Raw genomic sequence first — 14,961 nt, 5'->3', positions numbered from 1 at the left:
CTTCCTATCGCAGCGGGGGAGCAGAGGGTAAAGATATCGCTTGGGCGTCAGCCGACGGGATTCTCGTCGCGCGGGGCGGGACCCTGCCCGCCCGAGAGGCTGTGCCTTCCGGGAGGGAAATGGTCGACGAGGCGGAAGGTCGCCTCCGCACGGCGCACCGCGCCGGCGCGCTCGGGGGGAAGCACATCCTGCAGGAAGCCGTAGCGGCGGATGAGGTCGGCGTCGCCGGAAGCTCGCGTCGCCTCCCACCAGTCGGCGATGTCACCCCAGCCGGGCGCGGCGAGCGAGCCCCCGAACTGCTGCACGGCGAGCGCCGAGCACAGCGCGGAGAACGTGAGGCGCTGCTCGAGCGGCCAGTCGCGCAGGGTCCCGAGCACGAAGGATGCGCCGAACACGTCTCCGGCCCCGGTCGCGTCGTACGCGCGAACCGGCACGGCCGGCACTCGGACCTCCTCGCCGGTCGCGGAGTCGATGCCGATCGCGCCGTCCTTGCCGCAGGTCACGACGACGAGCGGCACGTGCGCGGCGAGCGCGCGGGCTGCGGCGAGCGGCGACTCGGTGCGCGTGTACTCGACCGCCTCGCGCTCGTTGGGCAGGAAGGCGTAGCAGGAGGCGAGCGGTTCGAGGACGGCCGGGTCCCACGCGCCCGTGTCGTCCCAGCCCACGTCGGCGAAGATGCGGGTGCCCTGGCCGGCGGCGCGCAGCCACCACGGCTCCTGCTCGAGGCTCGACATGACGCCCAGCTCGGTGAGCGCGGTGCGGCTCGAGATGCCGTCGCCCAGCAGCGCGTCGCTCGAGATCGGGCTTGGGTGCCCGTGGGTGATCATGCTGCGGTCGCCGTGCTGCGCCACCGAGACGGTGACGGCGGTGTGCCAGTTCTCGAAGCGGCGCGAGCGGCTCAGGTCGATGCCCTCGTGCTCCTCGAGGAGCTCCCAGCACCAGCGCCCGTAGACGTCGTCGCCGAAGACCGACGCGAGAGAGGTCGTGAGCCCGAGGCGGCTGGCGGCGACCGCCAGGTTCGCGATGCCGCCCGGCGTCGACCCCATGCCGTCTGCCCACACCTCGGTGCCGGCGCTCGGCACGCCGTGCAGGTCGGTGAACACGATGTCGAAGAAGACGGAGCCGGCGAGCACGACGTCGAAGCGTGCATCCGCCGTCGCTCCTGCTTGCGGCGCCTGGAACTGGGCGGGCGCCTGGATCGGGGGCGACATGGGGTCGCGTGCGGAGTCCATCGCGGCTCCTCTCGGGTGCAACAGCGGTGTTGCTCACACATCCTGCGCGGTGATCGTTCGTGCGTCAAGTCGTGCTCACTCGCGCTTGAATGCTGCGCGTCCGTGACTGCTACGATGCCTCGCATGCTCACCACGACCCGCCAGGCTCGCATCCTGCAGTCGCTGCGCGCCGACGGGCAGGTCACTGTCGAGCAGCTGGCCGTGCAGTTCGGGGTCTCGCCGTCGACGGTGCGCCGCGACCTCAACGCGCTCAGCGCGGAGGGCCTGCTCCGCCGGGTCAGAGGCGGCGGCAGCGTCGAGCCCGACCGGGTTCCGTTCTCCGAGGTCGCGACGCACCAGAGCTCCGAGAAGGGCGCCATCGCGGCCCGGGCCGCCGAGCTGGTGCGCGACGGCGACGTCGTCCTCATCGACATCGGCACGACCACGGCCCACCTCGCGAGAGAGCTGCGCGGCCGACGCATCACCGTCATCACCTCGAGCCTCGCCGTCGTCGATGCGCTGCGTGACGACGACACGGTCGAGCTCATCGTGCTCGGCGGGGTCGTCCGGAAGAACTACAGCTCCATGGTGGGCGTGCTCACCGAGCAGGCGCTCGCGCAGATCCGGGCCACCGTCTGCTTCCTCGGCACCAGCGGCATCCGTCCAGACGGCACGGTCTCCGACACGACCGGGACCGAGGTTCCCGTCAAGCTCGCGATGATCGCGTCGTCGCAGCGGACCGTCGTGCTCGCGGATGCGACCAAGTTCCCCGGGGTCGGGCTGCTGCGGGTCTGCGGGGCCAGCGATATCACGGGTGTCGTGACGGAGAGACAAGCGGACCCGGCGACGCTCGCCGTCCTCCGCGAGGCGGAAGTAGAGGTGATGTTCTCGTGAAGCTGACGATCATCGGAGGCGGAGGGTTCCGCGTTCCCCAGGTGTTCGAGGCGGTCGCCTCCGACGAGGCCCCCGTCCGCATCGACGAGCTGAGCCTCTACGACATCTCACCTGAGCGGCTCGCCATCATCCGTGTGATCGTCGAGCGCATCGCGAGCGAGCGTCGATTCGCACCAAGGATCACCGTCACGACCGACCTCGAAGAGGCGCTCCAGGGCGCCGACTTCGTCTTCAGCGCCGTCCGCGTGGGCGGCACGGCGGGGCGGGTGGCGGATGAGCGCATCGCCCTCGAGCTCGGCGTGCTCGGCCAGGAGACGGTCGGCCCGGGCGGGCTCGCCTACGCGCTGCGCACGATCCCGTTCATGATCTCGCTGGCGGAGACGATCCGTCGGGTCGCGCCGGAGGCGTGGGTCATCAACTTCACCAACCCGGCAGGCATCGTCACGGAAGCCATGCGCGGCGTGCTCGGGGATCGCGTCGTCGGCATCTGCGACACCCCGATCGGTCTGCTGCGGCGAGCCGCGGCCGTCGCGGGGGCACCAGCGGCGGCGCGTCCGGGCGCCAGCGCCTCCTCGGAGCTCGCCTTCGACTACGTCGGGCTCAACCACCTCGGCTGGCTGCGCTCGCTCGAGGTCGACGGGGTCGAGCGCCTGCCGGAGCTGCTCGCCTCGGACGCCTCGCTGCAGCGCATCGAGGAGGCTCGCCTCCTGGGCTTCGACTGGGTGCGGGCCCTCGGCGCGCTGCCCAACGAGTACCTCTACTACTACTCCTTCACGCGCGAAGCGAACGAGAGCATCCGCGCCGCCGCCTCGACGAGGGGCGAGTATCTCGACGCGCAGCAGGGGGCGTTCTTCGCGAACCCCGGCACGGACCCCTTCGAGTCCTGGATGCGCACACGTCACGAGCGCGAGGCGAGCTACATGGCCGAGAGCCGCGAAGAGGGCGAGGAGCGCGAGGTCGAGGATGTCGCTGGAGGCGGCTACGAGAGCGTCGCCCTCGACCTGATGGCCGCCCTCTCGTCGGGAACGCCGGCGACCATGATCCTCAATGTGCGCAACGGCGGACTCGTGCCTGCCCTGCCCGAGGATGCGGTGGTCGAGGTCGGCTGCGTCGTCGATGCCGACGGCGTGCATCCGTGGCCGATCGCCCCTGTCGAGGGCGAGATGCTCGGGCTCATGACTCAGGTCAAGGCGGCCGAGCGGCTCGTCATCGAAGCAGCCACCAGCGGCTCCCGCGAGCTCGCCTGGCGTGGCTTCGCCGCGCACCCGCTCGTCGATTCGGTTGCCGTGGCCCGAAAGCTCGTCGACGGCTACAGCCAGCACTTCACGAGCATCGGACGCCTCCTCCACTGACCCCACCCTTCACTTCGCGCGAGGAATGTCAGTTCACTTTCTGGGACGCACGCTGACCGTGCCGCTGGCGGGAATGGTCGCGGCGAGTCGTCCGATCTGTCGAGTTCGGCAGCCGGGTTCCGTCATCGTTCCGCGTCAGCGTGACACGAGACCCCGCTTCAGCGCCAGGCGTGCTGCCGGAGAACCCGCACTGCTCAGCCGAATCATGGGTTTACGACGACCTCCCGGTCGGCGAGTGCTGGCGACTCGCGACGCCGAGCGTCGGAGCCGGATCTCCTGACGGGTAGTTCCCCTATTCCCCGGGTCTCATGGGTCCCTTGGGTGAGGCAGATCGCCGGGCGGACCAGGAGAAATGCATCGTCGTTCACTTCACTGCTAGCTTGGACGGGTCCAAGACGAGGTGGGGGAGCCCCGACTCCGCTCGTCCGCCTCATCAGTCAGGAGAGCCTATTGATTCGGAAGCTCAACCGTGTCCTCACCGTGCCGGTCATTCTCACGGCCGTCGTCACCCTCGTCGCCTGGGAGGTGCTCGGCCTCCAGATCGCCGCCGCGTTCCTCTTCCTCGTTGTGCTCGAGACGACGATGGGGGTCAAGTCCGCAGTGCCCATGGCGGGCGTCGCAACTCGCATCGACGAGCGGTCCCGTCGAATCTTCCTCACCTTCGGGCTCGTCGTGGGCGAGCTCCTCGGGCGCCTGCTGCTGCCTGAATTCGCCGTGGCGGTCGAGCATGCCCGGGAAGGGGACACGCACCTCTGGAATGCGTTCATCGAGGTCGTCACCGATCCGAGCGCGTTCGCGTCCGATCTCCTGCACATTCGACCGGCGATCGCCGCCTACGGAGCGGTGTTCGTTTGGCTCGTCTTCGCGGAGTACCTCTTCAACACCGATCGAACCAGTCGAGGGTCGTGGCTCGGGCCCGCAGAAGCGCGCCTGGCTCGAGTCCGACGCCCGTGGCTCGCATCCATCTCGACCGCCGTGATCGGCGCGACCGTCGGGGCGTTCCTCGTGCCGCCACATGCGGCCCTCATCATCTTCGCGTGCGGTGCCGCCGGTGGGGCCACGTACGCGCTCTCGAAAGGCATCGCCGCCTGGGCTCGCCGCGGCACAGGCGGGCGTCGAGTGTCCGTGCACGCCGGAACCGTGATCTTCGAGCGCGCGCTCGTGATCTTCCTGATGTGCGAGATCCTCGACGGCGTTTCCGTGCTGCAGTCCGTCAAGGCTGTGCCCAGTCCGGTCCTGCAGATTCTCATCGCATCGGCGGCAGTGACGGTCGGCGCGGTCCTGCTCGCGCTGGTCACCGGACGCGTGGTCGCGAGCGACGGCCTCGCACGCCACCGGCATCTGAAGGCGGGGGCCGCCTATTGTCTGGGAGCGCTCAGCATCCTGCTCTGGGCGAGTCTCATCGCACCGATCCCGGGCATCGTCGCGAGCTGGGTCGCCACCGTCATCATCCTCGCCGCGCTCATCACGTCGCTGCCGATCTGGGAGCGCCTCGTCGACGGTCTTCGAGCCCGTCTCGCGGCCGCTCAGGCGCGTCTTCGCGCCTGACCCTGCCCCGCAGAACCTCCAGTGCAGGCGCATGCCTGTCAACCTCGAAAGGAAACAGAACGAATGACCTCATCACGCGTCACACCCCAGGAGGCCTGGGATGCCCTCGTCGACGGCAACGAGCGCTTCATCAAGGGCGACCTGCTGCACCCGCAGCAGAGCACCGAGCGCCGCACCGAGCTCTCGGGGAGCCAGGCGCCGAACGCCGCATTCCTAGGCTGCTCCGACTCGCGCGTCGCCGCCGAGATCCTCTTCGACTGCGGACTGGGCGACCTGTTCGTGGCCCGCAACATGGGCCAGATCGCCAATGAGAACACGACGGCGACCATGGAGTTCGCCGTCGCCGAACTGGGCGTCGCCGTCATCGTCGTCCTCGCCCACGGCTCCTGCGGCGCCGTCAAGGCCGCCATCAACCAGACCACGGCGCACCCGCACGACGTGACGCCCGCGATCAGGGACGAGCTGGCGCGCATCCAGCCCTCCGTCCAGGAGGAGTGGTTCACGAGCGACCAGTCGACGCCGTACGTCGACGAGGCGCAGATCGACCCGGACGCCGTCGGGCGCCGCCACCTCTATTCGACGATCAACGCGCTCGTGCGCAGCTCGCGCGTTCTCAGCGACGCCGTCGCGAGCGGCGCCCTCAGCATCGTCGGCTGCCAGTACAAGCTCGCCGACGGGCGCGTCACACCGGTCACGGCGCTCGGGCACCTCGCCATCAATCGCTGATCGCTGATCGCTGATCGCGCTCGGCCCGCGTCGCGCTGACGAACCCTTGCGGTTCGTCAGCGCGACGCGCGGTTCATCCCGCGCAGCAGCAGCCTGCGAGGCGCGAACTTCGACGCGAGCGTGAGCGTCGTGTTGACGGGACCGGGGACGACCGACGGCCCCGGGTCGCGCTTCCTGAGGGCCCGCAGGGTGATCGCCACGACGCGGCGGGCCGTCATGCGCGGCAGCCCGGAGCCGATGTCCTCGCCCGCGACGTCGAAGAACTCCGTCGAGGTCGGGCCAGGCGCGAGTGCGAGCACCCGCAGGCCGGTGCCCGCGGATTCGGCCCACAGGGCCTCGGTGAAGCTCCGCACGAAGGCCTTCGTCGCCCCGTAGACCGCGAAGCCAGGCGTCGGCTGGTACCCGGCGACGCTCGCGACGTTGACGAGGAAGCCGTCGCCCTGCCGGAGCTGCCCGATGAACGTCTGCGTCAGGTCGACGAGCGCCGCCACGTTGAGGGCGATCTCCGCGCGCACGCGTTCCGCGTCCTCGTCATGGAAGGCACCGCTCGTCGCGAATCCGGCGTTGTTGATGAGACTCGTCACGTGCACGTCTCGGCGTTCGAGCTCCGCGTTGAGCATGGATGCGGCGCCCGCCGCGCCGAGGTCGGCGGCGATCGTCGAGACGGTCACCCCGTACCGGCTTCGCAGCTCGTCGGCGAGGTTCTCGAGCTTCGCCTCTCGGCGGGCGACGAGCACGAGGTCGCTGCCGCGCGACGCGAGCTGGCGCGCGAACTCGGCACCGAGGCCAGAGCTCGCGCCCGTGACGAGCACGGTCTGCGATCCGAAACGGAGGGGAGGCTTCCGAGAAGTCATGCGGCCAATGTACGGGGGTGCTTCCGGTGAAGCCTCCGGGCGGCGTCCGGATGCGTCGCGAACCTCCGAGAATTGTTAGGCGGCCTACTGAAGTGGACTAAATTCGAGGCGGACGCTTGCCTCAGTTCTAGGCTTGAGCCACCCTCGGCGCCCACGCCTCGGCTCTCCTGAACTGTGCTCATGGGCACGGTCCGCCGCGTAGCTCTGCGGCACCTCTGTCATTGAGCGAAGGCTCACCCAGCGCTAAGGACCCTCACCCATGACTCGCACGTACGTCGTCACAGGCTCGGCAACCGGCATCGGCAAGGCGGCGGCGCTGAAGCTCAGAGAAGACGGGCACCGCGTCATCGGGGTCGATCTCGCCGGAGCCGACATCAACGTCGACCTCACGAGTGCGGAAGGTCGGGCCGAGCTCATCGCGCAGGCCACCGAGCTCAGCGGGGGCATCGTCGACGGTGCGCTCGCGATCGCAGACCGCATGCGGCCTGCCTCTGAGACGGTCTCGGTGAACCACTTCGGGGCCGTCGCCACGCTCGAGGGCCTGCGGCCGCTGCTCGCGCTGTCGGATGCTCCGCGCGCGGCGGTCGTCGCCACGCTCGTCGCGCTCGAGGAGGTCGACGCCCAGCTGCTCGACCTCATCGAGACGGGTGACGAGGAAGCGGCCCTCGCCTACGCGGACGAGCTCGCATCCGCGGTGACGCCCCTCGGCTGGTCCGTGCTCTTCACCACGTCGAAGCAGTCCGTCGCACGCTGGGCGAGGCGCGCGGCGACCCTGCCGGAGTGGGGCGGCGAGGGCATCGCCCTGAACGTCGTGGCTCCGGGGCGCGCGTTCATGTCCATGACCGCGGGCGCGCTCGAGACGTCGGAGAGCCGCGCAGCGCTCGGTCGTGAAGAAGCAGTCCCTGACGGGCAGCTGACGGGCGACCCGAGCCACGTCGCGAACCTCCTCGCGTGGCTCACCAGCGAGGACAACGGCTACGTGACCGGCCAGGTCATCTACGCCGACGGGGGAGCCGAGAGCACGCGCCGCCCCGCGCTCATCTGACTCACGCGCCCGCGCCATCCGCCGCTCCTCCGTCAACGACGATCGCCTGCTCCGGACCTCCGCCCGCGTTCGTCCAGGTGCATCCATACGAAGAATGCAGGCTCGTCTCGCGACGAGCCTGCATTCCCCGTATGGGTGCGAACCGTTGAGATCAGTGGATGCCGGCGACCTCGCGGTCCTCGCGCTTGGCGTCCCGCTCGTCGTCCTTGGCGCGCATGGCCTTCTCATCGTCGAGCCAGTTCACGCCCTTGTTGTTGAGGAAGAACACGTACACCACGAGGGACGCGGCGATGGCGATGGTGACGTAGATGATGAAGAGCGGCACCTGCTGGGCTTCGCCCGCCGCCGTGTAGAGCAGCGGCGCGGTGCCGCCGAACAGCGAGTTCGCCATGGCGTAGCCGAAGCCGACGCCGAGAGCGCGGATGTGCGTCGGGAACAGCTCGGCCTTCACGACGGCGTTGATGGACGTGTAGCCGGTGAGGATCACGAAGCCGCCGACGAGGATGCCGAACGCGGCGAGCTCGTTGGTCTGCTGCGGCAGGTACGTGAGCAGGAACCAGGTGTACAGCACACCGCCTGCGCCGAAGAACACGAGGAGCGTCTTGCGGCCGACGATGTCGGAGAGCCAGCCGCCGATGGGCTGCAGAAGCATGAGCACGGTGAGCGCGATGAGGTTCAGGATCGTACCGGAGACGACGTCGTCGCCCGCGAACGCCTTCTTCACGATGCCGGGGCCCGTGACCGAGTAGGTGTAGAACGCGACCGTGCCGCCCATCGTGATGAGGAAGCAGAGGAGGAGCGGGCGCCACTGGTGCAGGATGAGCTCCTTCATCGAGCCGGAGGAGCGCGACGTGCCGTCCTTGACGGACTCGATGGCCGACTCGCTGAGCGACTCGTCCATCGTGCGGCGCAGGTAGAAGACGACGATGGCTGCGACGCCGCCGATGCCGAACGCGATGCGCCAGCCCCACTCGGAGATCGCCTCGGTCGGCATGGACAGGACCATGACGAGCAGCGTGGCCTGCGCGAGCACGTGCCCACCGACGAGCGTCACGTAGTGGAACGACGACAGGAAGCCGCGGCGTCCGCGGATGGCGGCCTCCGACATGTACGTCGCGCTCGTGCCGTACTCGCCGCCCGTCGCGAAGCCCTGCACGAGGCGGCACATGATCAGGATGATCGCCGCACCCGCACCGATGACCTCGGCCGACGGGGTGAGCGCGATGATGAACGAGCAGCCGGCCATGATCGACACGGAGACGGTGAGGGCCAGGCGGCGCCCATGCCTGTCCGCGAAGCGCCCGAAGAACCAGGCGCCGATGGGACGCATCAGGAACGTGACGGCGAAGATCGCCCAGATGTAGATCTGCGAGTTCTTGTCCTCGGAATCGAAGAACTGGAACTCGAAGTAGGAGGCGAAGACCGAGTAGACGTAGACGTCGTACCACTCGACGAGGTTGCCGGCCGAGCCCTTCAGGGTGTTGGAAACCGAGCGGCGAAGGCTGCCCGGCTGCTGTGTCGTCGTCATTGACTTCTCCATCGTCGTTGATCTGCTGCTGACCGCGGGGTGGAGCCCCGGCCCCACCTCGGTGTGGGTGTACTGCACCACTCTCGACAGCGCGCAAGGGGTGGCGGGCGGATCCTTACATTCCCTTTACGTGCGTGCCGTTCGCTCGCCCGTGTCGGCGGCCACCGTCGGTGCGCGCCTACCATTGGGGCATGCGTGTGCTCGTCGCCGAGGATGACGCGTCCGTCTCCGCCGCCCTCGCGGCCGTGCTCGGGCGCGCCGATCACGCCTGCCAGCAGGTCGCCCGGGGCAGCGACGTGCTCCTCACGCACCGCGACGTCGACCTCGTGCTGCTCGACCTCGGCCTCGAGGACATGGACGGGCTCGAGGTGCTCAGGCGTCTGCGTCAGGTCAGCCAGGTGCCCGTCATCGTGGTCACGGCTCGCGGCGACGAGCGTTCCACGGTGCGCGCCCTCGGGCTCGGCGCCGACGACTACCTCGTGAAGCCCGTGCGCATGCACGAGCTGCTCGCCCGCATCGACGCCGTCGCCAGACGTCGAGCCCCGACGGCCGAGCCAGAGGTGGTGCACGTCGGCGAGGCCCGCATCGAGCTCCTCTCCCGCCGCGTCGCGGTCGGCGACGACGAGGTGTCGCTGACGCCGACCGAGTTCGAGCTGCTCGCTGTGCTCGCGAAGCGCGTCGGCCGCGCCGTCAGCAGGCAGGAACTGCTCGACCAGGTGTGGGGCGATGCCTACGCGGCGACCTCGCGGTCCTTCGACGTGCACCTCGCGCAGCTGCGCCAGAAGCTCCCGGCTGTCGCGATCACGACGATCCGCGGCTTCGGCTACCGGCTCGAGACGAAGCCGGCGCGATGAGGCTGCAGGTGCTGCTGCCCCTCATGCTCTTCGGCCTGCTCACGGTGATCGCCATCATCATCCCCGCAAGCGAGGGCATCGCCGTGAACCGAACCCAGCAGCTCACCCTGCAGCGGGCGACATCCATGGACCAGATCGTGCAGCGCGCCGAGACGGCGGTCGCGAGCGACGACGCCGCCGGCCTCATCCGCTACCTGGACCGTTTCGCCGACGTCTACGGCGAATCTGCGATGGTCGTCGACAGCGAGGGCGCGCTCGTCGCCTCGACCGGCGACGTCGACCTGGATGCGCGTGCCGCGTCGCTGGTGCTCGCCGCGTCGCGCACGGTGCCCCAGCGCTCCATCCCGACCATCTACCCGTGGAGCGATGACACGCACCTCGTCGCGGAGCCGTTCGCGAACGGCTCGAGCGCGGCATCGGGCGCAGTGCTGCTCGAGGTGAACCAGGCGGAGGCGAAAGCCGAGATCACGGGGTGGTGGGCGCTTGTCGCGCTCGCCGGCGTCCTGCTCCTGCTGCTGCTCTTCGCGGCGTCGCAGTTCTGGACGAGTTGGGTGCTGCGGCCCGTCCGCGCGCTCGACGCCGCCGCCAACGCGCTCGCGGAGCAGCGAGAGCCGGACCTGGCTGCGGCGACCGGACCGCTCGAGCTGCGGCGCCTGTCCTCGTCGTTCGCCCGCATGTCGAGGGGTGTCGAGGACGCACTCGAACAGCAGCGCGGGTTCGTCGCGGAGGCCTCCCACCAGCTGCGCAATCCGCTCGCGGCGATCCGCCTTCGCATCGACGCCCTGCCCCGAGACGACGCCGATGAGGCCGAGCTGGAGGCGGTCGGTGGCGACCTGGACCGTCTGGAGCACGTCGTCGACCGGATGCTCGTGCTCGCAAACGCTGAGCATCGCGCGACGGCGGAGGCCAGCGGGCGGAGGACGGGGTTCGCCGACGGGGCCGCCCGCGAGCACGTCACGTCCGCGGCCATGCTCGCGGCGCCCCACGAGGAGCGGTTCCGCGACGAAGGGATGCGGCTGCGCGTCGTCGACGAGCGCGAGGTGCGCGTGGTCTGTCGCAAGAGCGACCTCGAGGAGATCGTCGAGACGCTCCTCGACAACGCGAGAAAGTACGCGGGGGGCGGGGCGACGGTCACGATGGGGTTCGTCCTGGAGGGTCCCGAGCACGGGGGCGAGGCGGTGCAGACGTCGGGGTCGGTGCAGGCGAAGCTGCACGTGCACGGGCAGGGTCTGGCCGGCGGGCCGGGGTCGCGCCCGCCTGCGGAGCGTGGAGGCTTCAGCGGCGCCACGGGCGACGGGGCTTCCGACGCGCAGGACGGTCTCGAGGGTTTCGACGGACACGAGGGTTTCGACGGATTCGAGGGTTTCGACGAGTTCGAGGGCGCAGCCGGGCACGCGCTTCTCGAGATCAGCGACGACGGGCCCGGGGTTCGCGACGACGAGCTCGCGCAGCTCGGCACGAGGTTCTGGCGCTCGCCCGACCATCGGGCGAAGCCGGGCACGGGGCTCGGCCTCGCGATCGTCGGGGAGCTCGCAAGGGCCAACCGGGCCTCGGTCAGCTACGACCGGGCGCCCGAGGGCGGGCTCCGGGCACGAGTGCGTCTGGTGCGCACGTGGTGAGCGTCACGAGGCGTGGCTTCCTGCTGGGCGCAGGCGCGGCGGCGGCCGCGACCCTCTCGCTCGCCGGGTGCTCGCTCGGGCAGGCGCCCACGCGCATCCGCATGGCGTGCGGTGAGCAGGGCGGCACCTACGTGCAGTTCGGCGAGCTGCTCCGCGACGCACTCGGCAGGACCGGCACGACGGGGCTCGAGGTCGTGACGACGGGCGGCAGCGTCGCCAACCTTGCCCTGCTGCAGGCGCGAGACGCCGAGCTGGCCATCGTGCTCGCCGACGCGGCCGCGACCGACGCGCAGAACAAGGTCGCGATCGGACGCGTCTACCAGAACTACCTGCAGTGCTTCGTGCGCAAGGATGGGCCGGTCGGTGGCGTGGAAGACCTCGCGGGGCGGCGGGTCTCGGTCGGGGCGCCGCAGTCCGGGGCGGCGCTGACCGCCAGGCGTGTGCTCGACTCCCTCGGCCTCCTCGACGGGGACCAGGCCGCCGTGGTGTCCGAGCTGTACCTCGACGAGGCCATCGCCGCGATCGAGGCTGACACCGTCGACGCGATCTTCTGGTCAGGCGGGTTGCCGCTGCCGGCGGTGCAGGACCTCGACGCGGCGGTCGATCTGCTCGACCTCACGAGCGCGCTCGAGTCCCTCGAAGCGGAGCATCCCGGTGTCTACACGCTCACGGCGGTGCCGGCGAGCACCTACGGGAGCGATGAGGCGGTGCCGGCCATCGGCGTCTCCAACTACCTGCTCGCGCGCCCCGACCTGCCTGACGACGTCGCCCGCGCCCTGGTCGACGTGCTGATCGGGGACGCCGCGAAGCTCGTGCCGGATGGCTCGCTCGGCGTGCAGTACCTCACGGCGTCGAACCTCATCGACACGACCCCCATCGAGCTGCATCCCGCGGCTCAGCGCCGGTACCGGCAGCTGTACGGATAGTCGGCGGGGCCACGCTGAGGCCGCTTCGCTGGGCGGGGCGGCGGGGGGGGCGCGGTCGGGTGGTGCTGGTGCTCGTGCTCGTGCTCAGCCCAGGAAGGCGTGCGCGACCGTGAAGATCGTGACGCCGGCGAGCGCCCCGACGATCGTGCCGTTGAGGCGGATGTACTGCAGGTCGCGGCCCACCATGAGCTCGATCTTCTCGCTCGTCTCCTCGGCATCCCAGCTCGCGACGGTGTCCGAGATGATCGACGAGATCTCGTGCCGATACCGGTCGACGAGGAACACGGCCGCGTCGATGACCCACGTGTTCACGCGCTGCTGCAGCTGCGCATCCGTCGTCAACCGCTGGCCGATGTCGACGAGCGCCGCCGTGACGCGCGTGCGCAGGGTGCTCTCGGGGTCGGCGAGTGAGCGCAGGAGTCCGCTCTTCGCGGCGTTCCACGCCTCGGCGGCCAGCTCGCGCATGCGCGGGCTGTCGAAGATGTTCCCCTTGGCGCCCTCGAAGCGGGCGATGAGCTCGGGGTCGTGCTGCAGCTGGTCCGAGAGGCGCGCGAGGTAGCCGTCGATGGCGGCGCGGGCCGGATGCGCGTCGTCGGCCCGCACGGCCGCCACGAGCTTCACGGCCTCGTTGTAGGCGGTGGTGTCGACGAGCCTCGTCGCAACCGACGGCACCCATGAGGGGAGACGCTTCGAGACGAGGCCGTCGAACGCGGACTGGTTCGCGGCCAGCCACGCGGCGGCGCTGTCGGCGGCGAGGTCGACGGCACCCCGGTGCGCGCCCGTCGCGACGACACGCGACATCCACTCGCCGAGGGGCGGCGCCCACTGCGGCTCCACGAGGTGCTCGCGGGCGAGATCCTCGATGAGACCCTGCACATCGTCGTCGCTGAGCGCCTCGAGCACGCCGGTCGCCATGATCGACGCCTCCGAGGCGATGCGCTCGGCATGCTCCGGCTGCTCGATCCACTCGCCGAGGCGAGACGCGATCGACGTGGCCTGCAGCTTCGCGCGCACCACGTCGCCGCGCAGGAACTCGGTCTCGACGAACTCGCCGAGGGTCCTGCCGATCTCGTCCTTCCGCTTCGGGATGATCGCCGTGTGCGGGATCGGGATGCCGAGCGGATGCCGGAACAGGGCCGTCACCGCGAACCAGTCGGCGAGGGCGCCGACCATGCCGCCCTCGGCCGCCGCGCGCACATAGGCGAACGCGGGCACGTCGCGCTGGAGCGCGAACGCGACCACGAACACGACCGCCATGAACAGCAGGGCACCCAGGGCGACCGCCTTCATGACCCGAAGGCTGCGACGGCGCTCCTGATCGGCAGGACTGAGGAGCTCGGTCGGGGTGCGCGACATGCGGTCATCCTCGCACGCGGCGGCGCGCCACGACTGCGCGACGACCCAGGTCTCGCGTGGGTCTCCGGGGATTCATCGGCTGCACCAGATCGGCAGACTGGACGCATGACCCCGCACCACCAGCGCACCTTCAGATCAGCCGCAGACGGGTCGGCGGCGACGTCGTTCATGTGGTGGACCGTGTTCCTCCTCATCGGGGTGCTCAGCGGGGTCGTCTCGACGCTCGCCTCCACGCAGCTCGCCGTCGGCACGGATCACCAGGAGACGCTCGGCGTCGTGCTGTGGGCGTCCATCGCCGTCAGCGGCGTGTGCGGGGTCGGGGCGTTCGTCGCGTTCATCCGCACGGTCTACGTGCTCCTCGACCGCAGCGACCGGCGGTGGGGCGGCGAGTAGGGGAGGCGCGGCACTGGGTGGTGTTTCTGGGATGGCCTGGCGGTGTCTGCGGTGGCCTGGCGGGGTTCGCGGTGACCAGGCGGTGTCTGCGAATGACCTGGCGGGGTTCGCGGTGACCGGAGTCCTCTGTGCAGGGTGACCGGGCGGTGCGGGCTGGGAGCGGTGAGCGTGCGGCGGCCGTGCGGTGCTCAGTTGAGCCGGTGACGTCGGTGACGTCGGTGATCGAGCGATCACCGCGTGGCCGTCGGACCGCGCGGGTCCATCAGCAGGACAGGGTGACGTCCGTCGTGCAGCCGATGCGGTGGCTGAGGCGCAGTTCGTAGGGTGGATGACATGGATATCTCGTCGATGATCATGGGCGCAGCCATCGCATCCGTCATGTGGATCGGGTTCGTGCCCTGGGCCCGGCTCAAGCGCCTCCGCGAACTCGAGGCGCAGGCGGCGGGGGATGCCGGCGAAGGGCCGAGGTCGTCGTCCTAGCTAGCCGACAGCCGACAGTCGACAGCCGGCGGTCGCGGGGCGGCGGCGGACGCAGCCGAGCACGGTGCCGTCACGGCCCGCCAGGCTGAGGGGGCCCGAGCGTGCTTCTATCACGGCTCCCTGGCTGGGGGAGTCCGAACGTTCTGACGCGGAGGACGCTCAGCTCTCGAGTTCG

At 70.1% G+C, this 14,961-nt stretch carries 14 protein-coding genes; 10 read left to right on the top strand and 4 right to left on the bottom strand.

Annotation, left to right across the window (positions count from 1 at the left end):
• Positions 1 to 47 precede the first annotated feature (47 nt).
• Positions 48 to 1,232 carry a PfkB family carbohydrate kinase gene (locus ACQFZP_RS14135; RefSeq protein ID WP_249312507.1) on the bottom strand — a complete coding sequence of 395 codons (1,185 nt, stop codon included), beginning with the start codon at positions 1,230 to 1,232 and terminating at the stop codon, positions 48 to 50.
• 123 nt (positions 1,233 to 1,355) lie between these two features.
• Between ACQFZP_RS14135 and ACQFZP_RS14130 the strand changes: the two genes are divergently transcribed.
• The 4 genes from ACQFZP_RS14130 (at position 1,356) to ACQFZP_RS14115 (ending at position 5,731) form a co-directional block, all read left to right on the top strand.
• Positions 1,356 to 2,105: a DeoR/GlpR family DNA-binding transcription regulator gene (locus ACQFZP_RS14130; protein WP_104311229.1), complete on the top strand. Its 750-nt coding sequence runs from the start codon at positions 1,356 to 1,358 to the stop codon at positions 2,103 to 2,105.
• A complete protein-coding gene (locus ACQFZP_RS14125) occupies positions 2,102 to 3,457 on the top strand; it encodes a 6-phospho-beta-glucosidase (RefSeq protein WP_211891732.1) in 1,356 nt (451 codons plus the stop codon). Before ACQFZP_RS14130 ends, ACQFZP_RS14125 begins: the two co-directional genes overlap by 4 nt.
• Before the next feature lie 450 nt (positions 3,458 to 3,907).
• Positions 3,908 to 5,005 carry a DUF475 domain-containing protein gene (locus ACQFZP_RS14120; RefSeq protein ID WP_179557351.1) on the top strand — a complete coding sequence of 366 codons (1,098 nt, stop codon included), beginning with the start codon at positions 3,908 to 3,910 and terminating at the stop codon, positions 5,003 to 5,005.
• Between the two features lie 63 nt (positions 5,006 to 5,068).
• Positions 5,069 to 5,731 (top strand): carbonic anhydrase, encoded by a 663-nt coding sequence (locus tag ACQFZP_RS14115; protein WP_104311232.1) that lies wholly within the window; start codon positions 5,069 to 5,071, stop codon positions 5,729 to 5,731.
• 56 nt (positions 5,732 to 5,787) lie between these two features.
• Here ACQFZP_RS14115 and ACQFZP_RS14110 read toward each other — a convergent pair whose 3' ends face one another.
• Entirely contained in the window at positions 5,788 to 6,585 is a 798-nt protein-coding gene (locus ACQFZP_RS14110; protein WP_211891731.1) for an SDR family NAD(P)-dependent oxidoreductase, read from the bottom strand.
• 259 nt (positions 6,586 to 6,844) lie between these two features.
• On the opposite strand from ACQFZP_RS14110, the gene ACQFZP_RS14105 reads away from it, so the two are divergent.
• Positions 6,845 to 7,630 carry an SDR family oxidoreductase gene (locus tag ACQFZP_RS14105; protein WP_104311234.1) on the top strand — a complete coding sequence of 262 codons (786 nt, stop codon included), beginning with the start codon at positions 6,845 to 6,847 and terminating at the stop codon, positions 7,628 to 7,630.
• Positions 7,631 to 7,781: 151 nt separating this feature from the next.
• Here ACQFZP_RS14105 and ACQFZP_RS14100 read toward each other — a convergent pair whose 3' ends face one another.
• A complete protein-coding gene (locus tag ACQFZP_RS14100; RefSeq protein WP_249312506.1) occupies positions 7,782 to 9,158 on the bottom strand; it encodes an MFS transporter in 1,377 nt (458 codons plus the stop codon).
• A 191-nt stretch (positions 9,159 to 9,349) separates the two neighbouring features.
• On the opposite strand from ACQFZP_RS14100, the gene ACQFZP_RS14095 reads away from it, so the two are divergent.
• Genes ACQFZP_RS14095 through ACQFZP_RS14085 form a run of 3 tightly spaced genes read left to right on the top strand, consistent with a single transcriptional unit; the run spans position 9,350 to position 12,557 of the window.
• The gene (locus ACQFZP_RS14095) at positions 9,350 to 10,012 is read left to right on the top strand and encodes a response regulator transcription factor (protein WP_104311235.1); all 663 of its coding nucleotides are present in this window, start codon (positions 9,350 to 9,352) and stop codon (positions 10,010 to 10,012) included.
• Positions 10,009 to 11,631, top strand: a complete 1,623-nt coding sequence (locus ACQFZP_RS14090; protein WP_211891729.1) for a sensor histidine kinase — start codon at positions 10,009 to 10,011, stop codon at positions 11,629 to 11,631. Before ACQFZP_RS14095 ends, ACQFZP_RS14090 begins: the two co-directional genes overlap by 4 nt.
• Positions 11,625 to 12,557, top strand: a complete 933-nt coding sequence (locus tag ACQFZP_RS14085) for a TAXI family TRAP transporter solute-binding subunit (RefSeq protein WP_211891728.1) — start codon at positions 11,625 to 11,627, stop codon at positions 12,555 to 12,557. The genes ACQFZP_RS14090 and ACQFZP_RS14085 overlap by 7 nt, the downstream gene beginning before the upstream one ends.
• A gap of 84 nt (positions 12,558 to 12,641) precedes the next feature.
• Here ACQFZP_RS14085 and ACQFZP_RS14080 read toward each other — a convergent pair whose 3' ends face one another.
• Positions 12,642 to 13,913 carry a DUF445 domain-containing protein gene (locus ACQFZP_RS14080; RefSeq protein ID WP_211891727.1) on the bottom strand — a complete coding sequence of 424 codons (1,272 nt, stop codon included), beginning with the start codon at positions 13,911 to 13,913 and terminating at the stop codon, positions 12,642 to 12,644.
• 105 nt (positions 13,914 to 14,018) lie between these two features.
• Here ACQFZP_RS14080 and ACQFZP_RS14075 point away from each other — a divergent pair, with 105 nt between their 5' ends.
• Positions 14,019 to 14,306, top strand: a complete 288-nt coding sequence (locus ACQFZP_RS14075; RefSeq protein ID WP_104311239.1) for a hypothetical protein — start codon at positions 14,019 to 14,021, stop codon at positions 14,304 to 14,306.
• A 333-nt stretch (positions 14,307 to 14,639) separates the two neighbouring features.
• Positions 14,640 to 14,786 carry a hypothetical protein gene (locus tag ACQFZP_RS14070; RefSeq protein ID WP_181026920.1) on the top strand — a complete coding sequence of 49 codons (147 nt, stop codon included), beginning with the start codon at positions 14,640 to 14,642 and terminating at the stop codon, positions 14,784 to 14,786.
• Positions 14,787 to 14,961 lie beyond the last annotated feature (175 nt).

The sequence above is a fragment of the Pseudoclavibacter sp. Marseille-Q434 genome (genome assembly GCF_050315415.1).
Lineage (GTDB): Bacteria > Actinomycetota > Actinomycetes > Actinomycetales > Microbacteriaceae > Pseudoclavibacter.
Note: the sequence above shows the minus strand (reverse complement) of the source record. Positions and strands in the feature narration are given on the sequence as shown.